At 33.1% G+C, this 13,003-nt stretch carries 14 protein-coding genes; 1 reads left to right on the plus strand and 13 read right to left on the minus strand.

Annotated features, from left to right (window positions below; genetic code table 11):
* Positions 1-179: 179 nt before the first annotated feature.
* From OEV82_RS16080 to sleB, 13 genes are all read right to left on the minus strand, one after another.
* A complete protein-coding gene (locus OEV82_RS16080; protein WP_317634300.1) occupies positions 180-1,322 on the minus strand; it encodes a peptidoglycan-binding protein in 1,143 nt (380 codons plus the stop codon).
* A gap of 351 nt (positions 1,323-1,673) precedes the next feature.
* Positions 1,674-2,717, minus strand: coding sequence for an NAD(P)H-dependent glycerol-3-phosphate dehydrogenase (locus OEV82_RS04490; RefSeq protein ID WP_263061157.1), 1,044 nt, complete (start codon positions 2,715-2,717; stop codon positions 1,674-1,676).
* Positions 2,718-2,733: 16 nt separating this feature from the next.
* Positions 2,734-4,044 carry a ribosome biogenesis GTPase Der gene (gene der / locus OEV82_RS04495; RefSeq protein ID WP_263061158.1) on the minus strand — a complete coding sequence of 437 codons (1,311 nt, stop codon included), beginning with the start codon at positions 4,042-4,044 and terminating at the stop codon, positions 2,734-2,736.
* A gap of 159 nt (positions 4,045-4,203) precedes the next feature.
* Positions 4,204-4,389, minus strand: a complete 186-nt coding sequence (locus OEV82_RS04500) for a capping complex subunit for YIEGIA (RefSeq protein WP_161919205.1) — start codon at positions 4,387-4,389, stop codon at positions 4,204-4,206.
* Positions 4,379-5,281 carry a YIEGIA family protein gene (locus OEV82_RS04505; protein WP_173661266.1) on the minus strand — a complete coding sequence of 301 codons (903 nt, stop codon included), beginning with the start codon at positions 5,279-5,281 and terminating at the stop codon, positions 4,379-4,381. Before OEV82_RS04505 ends, OEV82_RS04500 begins: the two co-directional genes overlap by 11 nt.
* A complete protein-coding gene (locus OEV82_RS04510; protein ID WP_173661264.1) occupies positions 5,278-5,886 on the minus strand; it encodes a YphA family membrane protein in 609 nt (202 codons plus the stop codon). The genes OEV82_RS04505 and OEV82_RS04510 overlap by 4 nt, the downstream gene beginning before the upstream one ends.
* Positions 5,887-6,027: 141 nt before the next feature.
* Positions 6,028-7,182, minus strand: a complete 1,155-nt coding sequence (rpsA, locus tag OEV82_RS04515; protein ID WP_263061159.1) for a 30S ribosomal protein S1 — start codon at positions 7,180-7,182, stop codon at positions 6,028-6,030.
* 89 nt (positions 7,183-7,271) lie between these two features.
* A complete protein-coding gene (locus OEV82_RS04520; protein WP_263061160.1) occupies positions 7,272-7,853 on the minus strand; it encodes a lysophospholipid acyltransferase family protein in 582 nt (193 codons plus the stop codon).
* 1 nt (position 7,854) lies between these two features.
* Positions 7,855-8,532 carry a (d)CMP kinase gene (gene cmk / locus OEV82_RS04525; RefSeq protein ID WP_263061161.1) on the minus strand — a complete coding sequence of 226 codons (678 nt, stop codon included), beginning with the start codon at positions 8,530-8,532 and terminating at the stop codon, positions 7,855-7,857.
* 199 nt (positions 8,533-8,731) lie between these two features.
* Positions 8,732-8,911, minus strand: coding sequence for a YpfB family protein (locus OEV82_RS04530; RefSeq protein ID WP_263061162.1), 180 nt, complete (start codon positions 8,909-8,911; stop codon positions 8,732-8,734).
* Between the two features lie 48 nt (positions 8,912-8,959).
* Entirely contained in the window at positions 8,960-9,628 is a 669-nt protein-coding gene (locus OEV82_RS04535; RefSeq protein ID WP_263061163.1) for a flagellar brake protein, read from the minus strand.
* Positions 9,629-9,709: 81 nt separating this feature from the next.
* Positions 9,710-11,065 carry a germination protein YpeB gene (ypeB, locus tag OEV82_RS04540; RefSeq protein WP_263061164.1) on the minus strand — a complete coding sequence of 452 codons (1,356 nt, stop codon included), beginning with the start codon at positions 11,063-11,065 and terminating at the stop codon, positions 9,710-9,712.
* Between the two features lie 11 nt (positions 11,066-11,076).
* A complete protein-coding gene (gene sleB / locus OEV82_RS04545) occupies positions 11,077-11,988 on the minus strand; it encodes a spore cortex-lytic enzyme (RefSeq protein ID WP_263061165.1) in 912 nt (303 codons plus the stop codon).
* Positions 11,989-12,247: 259 nt separating this feature from the next.
* Between sleB and OEV82_RS04550 the strand changes: the two genes are divergently transcribed.
* Positions 12,248-12,859, plus strand: a complete 612-nt coding sequence (locus OEV82_RS04550) for a hypothetical protein (protein WP_263061166.1) — start codon at positions 12,248-12,250, stop codon at positions 12,857-12,859.
* The last annotated feature ends 144 nt before the right edge of the window (positions 12,860-13,003 follow it).

The following is a 13,003-nucleotide window of genomic DNA, read 5'->3' on the forward strand; positions in this document are numbered from 1 at the left end:
CCTTTGTCCAGATTTATTATTTATTACGTTCATTCTAAAAGCTAATACTATACATAAAAAAATAACTTCTCTCAGATCCGTAAACTGAGAGAAGTATCATCCACTTTTGACATCCCTTACTAAACAATTGTTCTACTGGGAATGGAAGGTTAGTTTCCTTCTTTTCTTCAACAAGTATATTATGCAAACAATTTTTCAAATGTTTTTTTACCTACGATTCCATCCTGCACTAAACCATGATTACGTTGAAAAGTCAAAACGGTATCTGCTGTTTTTTGACCAAATATCCCATCTAAATATTTAGGGTTATAGCCTTTACAAAAAAGCATCCCTTGTATAAGCTTTGTAATATTTCCTCTTGCACCAATTCGTACATTAATACATGCAGCTCTCGTTTTTGGCCCCCATATTCCATCGACTTTTAAGCCAGCCTTATATTGTTTATTTAATTCAGTTTGCAACCCTATTATCGCGGCTCTTTTTGTTTTCGCACCGAAAATTCCGTCAACAATTAAGTCCGTTTTATACGTTTGATTTAACCATAGTTGGAATTGGCCAATTTGATTTAAGTCTTTTGCAACATTCTGTTTCGTTGGTTTGGATTCTTTTACCGGAGAGATATCGCTAGCTCCTACTTGCAAAACTTGTCCAATATAAATCAAATCAGAAGATAGATTATTTAATTCTTTTAATTCAGCTACACTCATTCCATACTTCTGAGAAATCGCCCATAACGTGTCACCTTTCTTAACAGTGTATGTTTCATTTGATTTTACTGGTGGTTTGGTTACTGAAATTTTTGCTCCTAAAATGGCTGCAATTAAATCGTGTGCATATTGGCGATAATAAACTTTCAAGTAATCCATTTCTTTTTTATTCGTGATGAAAGCCATTTCGATTAATCGATAACCAATTCCTCGGCGTGCAAATACATTGCAATTATAAAGATTATCACGATAAGTAAATCCGTTTTGTCCTCGAACACCGACATGTTTTTTTACTACATCACGTAAACGTAAATCCATTTCATCTGGTTTAAAATTCTTATGAATTATGATATGACCATCTTCTGCTGATGGACCTGCTGCATCTAAATGCAATTCTACAATTTGATCATAACCCGTAATGGTATCTGCTAATCTATAAGCATAAAAATTTTTTTCCGTAAAAAAATCAATTGAATCAGGTGCGCGTTCCTTCATTGCTGGTATGATATAATCTCGAATAAAATCTGCTTCTGTAAATCCATTTCCGGTCGCACCCGGGTCATATTTACCATTCGGTTTTTTTCCATGACCTGCAATTACTAGTGTTTTACCCAATATTATCCACCTCCTTTATTTTAATGTATTCAGTAGACTAATGGAAGGAACGGCATTTATCACTTCTTAAGTTTTAAAACATACAATTTACTCGCCCACTAAAAATGACATTCACTGCAAATTTATTGAGTAACTTTTTATATATAATGTTTTTTAAGCTTTTAATAAATAAAAAAAGACCGAAAAAAGTGGAGGCGTTCACTTCTTTTCGGTCAATTTGACAATCTACCCATTCCCGTCAGTTTAATTTCATAATATATTATGCAAGGCATAAATGAACTGTATAATCGAAGGCCTATTTCATACAAATAAACAATATTTAATATTCATTTATTAATATTTGTTTAAAGTTCATTCATTATTTTGAACGATAATATTCGTTAAATCTTCCATTTCATGTGTTTTTCTCCGGCTCATAAGTTCATCCACAGCTTCCTTCGGTTTTAAATTTTCAAATAAGACTTTATATAGAATGGAAGAAATCGGCATCGTTACATTATATTTTTCCGCTAGCTGTACTGCAGCTTTTGTTGTACGTACCCCTTCAACTACTTGTCCCATTTCCTCTAATATTTGATTTAAGGATTTACCTTTTCCTAAAGCGTTACCTGTACGCCAATTACGAGAATGTACACTCGTACATGTTACAATTAGATCACCAATTCCTGTTAAGCCAAGGAAAGTTAATGGATTGGCTCCCATTTTTGTTCCAAGACGACTAATTTCAGCTAATCCCCTTGTAATTAGAGCTGCCTTCGCATTATCTCCATAACCTAGGCCGTCTGAAATTCCTGCAGCTAATGCAATAATATTTTTTAAAGCACCGCCAATTTCAACTCCAACGATATCTTCGTTTGTATAAACTCGGAAATTGGCATTCATAAATAGATCTTGAATATATTCTGCAGCCCGGATGTTCTTAGATGAAACTGCAACAGTCGTCGGTTGACGCCTTGACACTTCTTCTGCATGGGATGGTCCAGATAACACGACCAAATCTTCCATTAGATGCTCCGGCATTTCTTCCGTAATCATTTCCGATACTCTTTTTAATGTATCTGGTTCTATTCCTTTACAGACATGAACAACGATAACAGGATTTTTAATTATACGGGCAATTTTTCGTACCACTTCTCGAACAGCCTTGGTTGGTACTGCTATTACAATAGTTTTAACATTACGTAAAGCCGAAGACATTTCGGCGTAGGCATGGATCTTTCCTTCAAGTTGAATACCTGGTAAATATCTTTCATTTGTTCTGTAAGTATTAATCTCATTTACTTGATCCTCATTATATGACCATAAACGTACCTCATGACCATTATCTGCAAGTACAATCCCTAAAGCAGTTCCCCAACTTCCCGCTCCTAATATAGTCACCTTCTCATTTAACATAATCACACTTCCTTTATTATTTTCTTGCTCGAGGAATAATTTTTATCGGTGTTCCAACAAAACCAAATGCCTCACGAATCCGATTTTCTAAAAAGCGTTCATATGAAAAATGTAGCAATTCAGGATCATTTACAAATAATACAAATGTTGGGGGTTTAACCGCAACTTGCGTTATGTAATAAATTTTTAACCTCTTACCTTTATCAGTAGGGGTTGGATTCATTGCCACAGCATCCATAATTACATCATTTAACACATTTGTTTGAACTCGTAACGCATGGTTTTCACTAACGGTTTGAATCATTGGCAATAAAGTATGGAGCCGTTTTTTTGTTTTTGCCGAGACAAAAACAATCGGTGCATAATCCAAAAATAAAAATTGATTTCTAATTTTTCTTTCAAATTCCTGTAATGTCTTTTCATCTTTTTCAATCGCATCCCATTTATTAACAACAATAATAACGCCTTTTCCAGCTTCATGGGCATAGCCAGCAATTTTCTTATCTTGTTCAATAATTCCTTCTTCAGCATTTAAAACGACAAGAACAACATCAGACCGTTCAATTGCTCGTAATGCCCTTAGTACGGAATATTTTTCAGTACTTTCATATACTTTTCCTTTTTTTCGAATGCCTGCTGTATCTATAATAACATATTTCTGTCCATCATATGTATAAGGACTGTCAACAGCATCTCTTGTTGTTCCTGCTATATTACTAACTATAACACGGTCTTCTCCTAATATTGCATTAACAAGAGATGATTTACCTACATTTGGTCTTCCAATTAATGAAAATTGGATCACATCATCCTCATATTCATTTATTTCTTTTTTAGGAAATTGTTTAACCACTTCATCTAACATATCACCTAGACCAATTCCGTGCGAACCAGAGATTGGAAATGGTTCCCCAAATCCAAGAGCATAAAAGTCATATATTTGATCACGCATATCAGGATTGTCTACTTTGTTCACTGCAAGTACAACCGGTTTTTTGGAACGATATAAAATTTTTGCCACTTCTTCGTCAGCACTTGTAACACCATCTCTGCCACTTGTAATCATGATTATAACATCAGCTTCATCAATAGCGATTTGTGCTTGTGCGCGAATTTGTTCTAAAAACGGCTCGTCTCCAATATCGATTCCACCTGTATCAATAATATTAAATTCAGTATTTAACCATTCACCTTTACCATAGATCCTGTCCCTTGTCACACCAGGAACATCCTCTTCGATTGAAATTCGTTCACCGACAATTCTATTAAATATCGTTGATTTTCCTACATTTGGTCTTCCGACAATTGCAACCACAGGTAGAGCCATATGTATACACCTCATTTTCATTAGATTAAACAATAAACTGTCAAATCCATATACATAAAAAGAAATAGCTGCCTATAAAGGTAGAGTTCCCTAGACAGCCTTCTTTAACGATCTATCAGCACAATTATATATTTTACCAAATAAATGTACTAATGCCAATTAATGTTTTACTATAATCATAATTTCTTCCGTTAATTTATGAGCTATTCCATCTAATATGGCTTCCAAGTTTGCACCAATTCTATACATCTCAGTCTCATTATCACAATGGAAAACTGCTACACCAGAAGGAGCTTTTTTTGGATTTGTGGTCAATACAGCGAGAATCACCTTCTCAAGCGTCATTGCGATTGCCTCCTTCTTGCTTTTTTCTCTCGGTTGGCATACGAATAGCATTTTCTAATGTTGGTGTGTTGCCAATTACTTTAATCGCTTTATCAATATCTCGAATTTGTGGTAAAACAAATATACCGACACGTCCATCTTCTAAGTCTCGTTTCGCTAAAGGTGTTAAGGCAGGCGTACCAGAGTCTTTATAAATTCCAAGAGCTGTTGAAATATCATGTAAAATTGCCTGTCTCTGCCCTAAATTTGCAAGTGTTGTATTGGCATTAAAGTTTTTCGGTGTTAAAATGAACCCCATTCCATATTTCATTATTTCTTCTTGTCTTTCTGGAAGTCCAATATTCATAATGTAAATATTATCAACATACAAACCTTCACCTTCAAAATGTGGTTTAACATATTCAATTTCACAAATATCGCTCAATTTACCTCCATCCATCAACAGCCGAGACAAATATATACAGGCAATTACAATAATTATTGAAATCCAAAAATCAAATAATATAAATGACAAAGTTGTGGCCATCGATGTAAATATAACTAAGTAATTACGACTTTCGAAAGCGACAGCGATGCCTTCGATGTACGTATTACCACGGGATACGAGCTCAAACTGATCAAGTTGTTCCAACGTGTTCCTTTCCATATTACGAACCTCACGAAATTGGGAAGCAGCCACCGTTAAAAAGGTAGTTGCTGTAATATTACCTTCAATCAATGATGGAATTGCAATCGAACCAAGAACGGAGGCAATAAACCCTAAAGCTATATGGATAATCTTCCCATGTAAGTATGTTGGATATTGTCGATAATCAGTTCGTAACATTAATAAACGTGCTAAAACACCACTAGCAATACCGAATAAAACTGGATATAAGTATATGCTGCTCATTTTTGTACAGTTTCTCCTTTTTTCGGTTGTCCTTGTTTTTGACTATAATATGATTGTAAAAATTCCATTCCAGACCATATGGAAATAATAAAACATGTCAATGCACAACTATCCAGTACAGTTAGGGAACCTAACGTATACTCGATATAGAGTTTATTTAAAGTGAGATAACTTATTCCATCCGATAGACACATGCCAATAGTTGTTCCAAAAATTCGTTCTCTATATTTGTTAAATAAAACAATACTTAAAAAGGCAATCGTAATACTGTTCATATAAGGTTGTTCAATAATAAACCACACTGGATCATATAATGAAACAAATAAACTGGTTGATGATGCAATGGCTAATATTAATATTCGAATGGTTACATATAGCAATTCTAACAAAGAAAAATGTATAAAAGCCGTTAAACTCAAGACGAACAAAATAATGGATGCGATCGAAAAATTCATTTCAAAAATTGTTATTTGATAAACTGATGTAATGATAATAACTAACAACCAAAAAGCAATGCGAAAACGATATGGATTTGTTCGATTCAATAAAAATGTTACGAATATCCAACCAGCCCATGTAAGCCAATAAAATAGAAACCCAGACATATACTCTCCCTCCTATCGTTTCCATTATGAACAAAAATATGTAATTTCAAACAAAATCTCGTTCGACTAAACTAATAAAAAATGACTTGACATAAAATTGCCAAGTCATTAAAGCGATTCAGAATGAACTTTTATATGAGATTATAAATTCAATTTCTTTAATTGATCTCCAATCATATCTCCAAGTTGGAAACCACGGTTTTCTTCTGGTAATTCAACAGGTACCTCTTCAGCTTTTTCTTCTAATTCTTTCATGGAAAGCGATAATCGTTGTTCTTCTTCATCAATCGATAAAACTTTTACTTTCACTTTTTGACCAACTTCCAGAACTTCGTGTGGTGTACCAATATGTTTGTTAGAAATTTGTGAAATATGGACTAAACCTTCGACTCCTGGTAAAACTTCAACAAAAGCACCAAAAGAGACTAGACGCTTTACGGTACCTTCTACAACAGAGTCAATTGCTAACTTTTCACTTAAATTATCCCACGGACCTGGTAATGTTTCCTTAATGGAAAGTGATACTCGTTCCCTTTCAGGGTCGACAGAAAGAATTTTTACTTTTACTTCATCTCCTACATTCACAACTTCTGATGGATGTGCGACATGTTCAAAAGATAACTGAGAAATATGGACAAGTCCATCGACACCGCCAATATCAACAAAAACACCAAAATCTGTTATGCGTTGAACAGTTCCGCTAATAATTTCACCAGCTTTTAATTGGCTCAATCTTTCTTTTTTCTTTTGTTCTTTTTGTTCTAATTTTACATCTTTATGGGATAATATAAGGCGATTTTTCTCTTTATCTAATTCTACAATTTTAAATGGTAACGTTTTTCCTTTAAATTCATTTAAATCTTCGACGAAGCGGTCGTCTGCAAGCGAAGCTGGTACAAAACCTCTTACACCAACATTAACCACTAAACCACCTTTTACGGAGTCAACAATTTCTGCTACAATATATTCATTATTTTTATATTTTTTAGCTAAATCTTCCCATGCTTTTTCTGCATCTGCACGGCGTTTAGATAGGATAATTGCATCATCTTCAACCTTAATGACCATTAATTGTAACTGTTGACCAACAGTTACTGCATCTTCAGCTTTCTCTATATGAAGCGGGGATAATTCACTAATCGGAATGATTCCGTCCATTTTACTATTTGGAATTTGAACTATTACTTGTTTTTCTTCAACTTTAGTAACGGTTCCTGTTACAAATTCGCCAACAGTAAAATTTTGAACTACTACATCATTTAATTCTTGTTTCGTATTTTCATTCACTTCTGTCATTTGTGTATTCCTCCTTAAAATAAAAAACAGTAAAATTACTTTTATGAAAAGAGAATGAAATTCCCTTCTATAACAAAATAAAATTTGAATTATTTATATTGTATCAAAATTTCTCTTATATGAGTCATAATAAGCTCAGTTGCCTCTTCTATGGATGCATTTTTATCCTTTAATTTATTGAAGTTAACAGGATTACCATAAATAATTTTTACTTTTCGAAAAAGTTTATATGGTCCTATTATAGCACAAGGTATAACAGTGGCATCAGAACGTAAAGCAAAAAAACCAACACCTGATAGTCCTTTACCTAGTTCACCCGTTCTACTTCTTGTTCCTTCGGGAAAAATCCCTAATACTTTTCCTTCTCTTAACGTTTTTAAGCCGATTCGTATTGCTTCACGATCAGCCTTTCCTCTTTTAATTGGGAAAGCATTTGCTTTACGAACAATTTTCCCTAAAATCGGAACTTTAAATAATTCTTCTTTTGCCATAAAAACAACAGGTCGTTTCATGGTGATACCTACTAAAGGTGGATCAAGATTGTGTATATGATTCGCACATAGTAGAACTGCACCTTCTTTTGGAATATTTTCCAATCCTTTAGTTTCAATGCGATAAAGGCAGGACATGATTAGCTTTACTATTCCTCTTGCCACTGTATAAAAATTCATGTTAGCCAATCCTTTCATGCACAATAGCTAAAATTTTGTCTGCTACTTCCTTTACACTTAAAGAAGTTGTGTCAATTTCTATAGCATCATCTGCTTTTTTCAGAGGAGCAATTTTCCGTTCTGTATCAAGTTTATCTCTTTCAGCAATCTCTTTTTTTATTTGTTCTAAATCAGATTCGATTCCTTTTTCGATATTTTCACGATGGCGACGTATAGCCCGTTCGTCAACTGAAGCTAATAAGAAAATTTTTACTTCAGCTCCGGGCATAACATGTGTACCAATATCCCTTCCGTCCATAACGACGCCACCATTTTTACCGAGCTCCTGTTGTCTGCGCACCATTTCATTACGGACTGATTCATGTTTTGAGACGATTGAAACGTTTCTTGTTACATCTGGTTTGCGGATATCTTCTGTTACATCAATCCCATCAACCAAAACCTTTTGTTTATTCGCTTCATTAACTAATGTGATATCTGTTTTCTTCAATAATTCAAATAACTTATCTGGATTTTCTAACTCTACTCCTTCGCGTAACGCTTTCCATGTTAAAGAGCGATACATTGCACCTGTATCGACATAAATGTAAGAAAGCTTTTGAGCAATAATTTTTGCAACTGTACTCTTACCTGCAGCGGCTGGACCATCAATTGCAATTGAAATCTTTTTATTAACCATCACTAATTTACCTCTTTCAATTTTCAATTGTATATCAGGATTAATCCTAAATTTTATATTATCATAGTTATAACCTATAAGAAAAGAATCACAAATATAAGGAATGACCTTTTTAAGACATCATCTTACTTTTTAGATTTATTAAAAAAAGAGAGTTCCCTAAAAGTGGGTGATCTCTCTTAATATAAAATACGATCAATTAAGGGATATTAAATGTCTCAACGATTTTCGTAAAATTGTCCCCTCCGACACCTTCATATAGGATTAGCTCCCGCCATTCCGGGAACAAGTTATAGTGATGAAGGAGTATTTGACTAAGCAATAAGAAAAATCCTTGAATAATGATTAACTTTATGATTATTTGCTCTACTCGTTTCATAATTCCACACCAAATTTATTTTTTATAATTAGTATAGATTTTGTATAATTATAATATACTAAATTCCTGTTTCTTTTTTTTCATCATAACTTGTGCCTCATAGCAAAATCTTATGATCATCTGTTCTTCCTGTTCTGTTTTATTCACAAATTCCAATGATACTAGATGTTTTGCTTGATTTAATTCTTGAATCCTAATTACTTTACATTTTATTTTTAAGTAATGATAAGTCCCATTTGTTCGTGGTAAAACAAGCCAACACAGTATTTCTTGTCCTAATTTTAAATGAATTTGCTTATTTACGATGATTGACATTCCTCCTGCACTAATATTAGAAGTAACAGTCGTAAAAGGAGGAAATTCACTGTTTATTGCATGAACAGCTATATCTATAGCCCAATTAATACGTAAAAATTGACGTCGTTGGATTTTTACGATATCGCTTTCTCTTGGTTTAATAATCTTTAATAATGGAATCGTGTCTTTTTTCTTTCCAGTTATCAATGAAATAAATTCATAGGCTTGTTCATCTTCATCTACGAAAGACACTTTTACTTGTTTACCATTAGACAAATACAATATTTTATTTGTTTCCATATGAACAGGATACGCGATGAATAAAATTTCCTGACTAACATCCATAATTTTACTTTTATATTTTTGCCATATATGTTCCTTAAAAACTTCAATAATTACTTCTTGACCAATATTAAACATTATAATCCCTACCCATTGACAGAATAAAATATCAAAAAGTTAATTCTATTATGACATGAAAAAAATAAAAGGAAAAGCCTATTAGGCCCTTCCTTCAATCACATTATCATAAATCGGTTCTGGATTATAAAGTTTCTCAACAAATTCTTCATTACCATCTAAAGCATTGATAAAGATACGATAAGTATCATGATCTAAGGTACCAATAAATTCATAACAAAGTACCTCTTCATTTAAATCGTTTTCAATAAGTGACATGCGGTGGTCCATGATTTCTACATTCTTATTAATGTTTGATTTCGCCTCATCTACTGTTAATTTAGGCTTAGGAATGGTCCGATCTTTCTGTTTTCCTAAATATTCTTCAGCAGAAAAGCCAATAACCGAACCATTATCTAAAGCGACTTTTAAACGAATCGATTCTGGGTAAATTAACACATCATCTTTAATTGTAACAAATGTAAAAAGACCCGTATTATCATATTGCAGACTCTCATAAAGCTTTAAATTTTTAAAGCCACGTTTTTTTAAAAATTGTTCCGCTTTAAAACTTGCCTCATTTAAGCTAATTTTTGCCTTACCAATTGGTCGATTATTGATCCCCCAAATTGGATGACCGCCCTTTTTTGTAATATCTAAATTAATATCTTTATTTTTTCCTTTAATTGATACGCTATAGAATCCAAATTCTGCTCCTTCACCATTGTCAACTACATTAATTTTTGCATTTTTATCAGCATCCGTATATTTTCTTGCAATTTCTTTCGCTTCATCTTTCGTAATCATTTTCCCCGGTAACGTACTATAATTATGATCTTTTTCTTCCATACTGTTAACCATTGGTCCTAAATTGGATTCCGAATAGCCTTCAACTTTCTTTTCAACGGTTTTAAATCCATCAATAATCGTATTATCCGCTGGCTCTTTACCTGATGCTAAAGCCATTTCAACATCCATCCATTTTAAATTGTCCGTTAATACCGTGTTTTGGACTTTCCTTAATTCATCTTGAATTTCTGCTGATTGCTTATAAAGTTCCTTTAATGTATTATATTCTTCTTGTGTCAGTGGATCTTTATCTAGATCCCGTACAGCTGTTTTATAAGTAAACTCGCCAATTTTTGATAAAAACTCTTCTGTCTTATTAAAAGTCATTAAAGTAAGTGGCAATTCGCCAACAGTATTATTTGTTTCGGATGCGAGTCTCCAAACTTCTGCTAATGTGGGTGATAAAGATTTTTTTGAATTCATTGCTAAAGTTGTTCCAATTTTATCGTGTAGTAAATCTATATTATATGTCAATTCATGGAAAGCCCGTTGATAATTATTTTCAGCATTGATTAATAATGCATTTTTTTCTTTATGTTCTTGATAACCCCAGACACCTGTTCCTATAATTCCGACTGTAAGTACCCCTATTAAAATATTACGTATCATAATATCACCCCTTATTTACAGAAGATATGCTTTCCGATTTTTTTTATTTGCGGTCTGCTCCAAATCCATGCATTTGTAGCAGTATCAGGATTAAAGTAATAAATGGCTTCCCCTGTCGGGTCCCATCCGTTAATTGCATCTAGTACAGCTTTTTTTGCTTGTTCATTTGGAGTCAAATAAATTTGGCCGTCTGCAACAGCTGTAAAAGCACCAGGTTCGAAAATTACGCCGGCAACTGTATTTGGAAAGGCGGAGTTTTCAAGTCGGTTTAAAATGACAGCTGCAACTGCTACTTGACCGATATAAGGCTCTCCTCTTGCTTCGCCATATACTGCATTTGCCATTAAATTTATATCATTTTGTGAAAAACCATTTGGTACATGGGTGGCTGTTACTTTTTGTGGTACTGTCTGTCCTTGTTCAGTATTACCTCGATTAGTTTGTTGCTGTTGTTGTTGCTGCTGTTGTTGCTGACTAGAACCAGCTTGTCCTTTACCTTGCTTTTTAGAAGGTTGTCCTTTGTTAGGTTTTGACTGTTTACTTAAATCCGTTCCACCATAATGAGTAAACTTATTACCTTTATTAATGTTTTCTTTCACATACTGTTCATTATATTTACTTGCCTTGACTAATTTTTCTTTTGTTTTAGGTCCAGCTAATCCATCAATTTTTAATCCGAATTCATACTGAAAATTCCGTAAAGCCCAATACGTTCGCCAACCAAATACACCATCGATATTCCCATTATAAAAACCTAAATATTGAAGTCGCGATTGCAATTCGATTACATCATCTCCGACTGCACCGTGTTGAATCACTTGATTAGAAAAAGCGTTAGTTTCACGAATATGAATACCTGAAGAAAGTAAAATGGTACAGAAAAATAGGATTCCAATTACTTTCAGCCATTTTGAGTTCAACATGTTTATCCCTCCATAGGATTTCATTTACGTTACAGCTAGTTTTTGTAGCAATTGGATTTTTATTCAACAAGAACTTTTTAAATACAATTTTAAAAAAAATACTTTATTTGCATTGCTGTGTTTAAAAGCGAAATTATAATTTCGTCTTTATTGGTTAAAATACTACTTGACAAAAACAAAAAATTGTTTTATATAGAAATTAGAAAAAGGTCAAATATAGTCAAAGTCAAAAGTTATTGATAAAAAGGAGGAATGCGTTGTGTTTCCATTTTTTAATAAAGATTTTTTTAAACCTATGATTGATGGTCAGAAAGAGTTGGAAATGAAAGCACCAAATGGTGCAATTTATAAGTTTTCAACAAACACACTAGATGAAAAAACGTTTGAAGAATTTAGAAGAAAATTGGAAGAGGCTACAAAAAATAAAGACCAACAAAAATTTGATGAAATTTGGAATCAAATGACCTCACAAAACCAATTAAAACCAAGTATCGAACAAGAATTTCGTAAATTACATGAAGAAATGCAAAAGTTTTTCCAAGAAACAAGTTCTTTATTTGGAAATCGTCCAACATTATTCAACAACTTTATTGAGCCTCAATTGCTTACCGAAAGTTCCATAGATAAACAAATTGAAGAATATAAACAAAAAATAGAAGAACTAGAACATAAAAAAAGAAATATTAGTAAGGAACAAGAAAAAGCTCAACTTAAAGCCGAAATATCAAAATACAAACAACTTCTAGACGAAAAATTAGACCAGTTTGGTAAAAATCTAGATAATGAAGAAATAAAGAAGAAACTATCAGATGAAATGACAGAAATTAACAAGAAGATTAAAGATATGGAGAATAAATTAAAAAATCTTTAAATAAAAAAGGGCTATAAAGCCCTTTCAGACTGTCGACAAACCCCAACTCAAATGCTTCATTTGAGTTGGGATTTGTCTTTTTTTGCTCATCATTTTCTAAGATTCTTATCTTATTTAGGCTGGACATGGTCTTTTCCATGTCCA

Origin of the sequence: Pallidibacillus thermolactis (assembly GCF_025660415.1) — a bacterium.
Taxonomy (GTDB): Bacteria; Bacillota; Bacilli; order Bacillales; family Caldibacillaceae; genus Pallidibacillus; species Pallidibacillus thermolactis.

Excerpts from the sequence above, each read along its gene's own strand:
- rpsA (WP_263061159.1), bottom strand. The coding sequence starts at position 7,182 with ATGACAGAAGTGAATGAAAATACGAAACAAGAATTAAATGATGTAGTA.
- OEV82_RS04510 (WP_173661264.1), bottom strand. The coding sequence starts at position 5,886 with ATGTCTGGGTTTCTATTTTATTGGCTTACATGGGCTGGTTGGATATTC.
- OEV82_RS04490 (WP_263061157.1), bottom strand. The coding sequence starts at position 2,717 with ATGTTAAATGAGAAGGTGACTATATTAGGAGCGGGAAGTTGGGGAACT.
- OEV82_RS04535 (WP_263061163.1), bottom strand. The coding sequence starts at position 9,628 with ATGTTTAATATTGGTCAAGAAGTAATTATTGAAGTTTTTAAGGAACAT.
- ypeB (WP_263061164.1), bottom strand. The coding sequence starts at position 11,065 with ATGATACGTAATATTTTAATAGGGGTACTTACAGTCGGAATTATAGGA.
- sleB (WP_263061165.1), bottom strand. The coding sequence starts at position 11,988 with ATGTTGAACTCAAAATGGCTGAAAGTAATTGGAATCCTATTTTTCTGT.
- cmk (WP_263061161.1), bottom strand. The coding sequence starts at position 8,532 with ATGGTTAATAAAAAGATTTCAATTGCAATTGATGGTCCAGCCGCTGCA.
- OEV82_RS04505 (WP_173661266.1), bottom strand. The coding sequence starts at position 5,281 with ATGAGCAGCATATACTTATATCCAGTTTTATTCGGTATTGCTAGTGGT.
- OEV82_RS04500 (WP_161919205.1), bottom strand. The coding sequence starts at position 4,389 with ATGACGCTTGAGAAGGTGATTCTCGCTGTATTGACCACAAATCCAAAA.
- OEV82_RS04520 (WP_263061160.1), bottom strand. The coding sequence starts at position 7,853 with ATGAATTTTTATACAGTGGCAAGAGGAATAGTAAAGCTAATCATGTCC.
- der (WP_263061158.1), bottom strand. The coding sequence starts at position 4,044 with ATGGCTCTACCTGTGGTTGCAATTGTCGGAAGACCAAATGTAGGAAAA.
- OEV82_RS04530 (WP_263061162.1), bottom strand. The coding sequence starts at position 8,911 with ATGAAACGAGTAGAGCAAATAATCATAAAGTTAATCATTATTCAAGGA.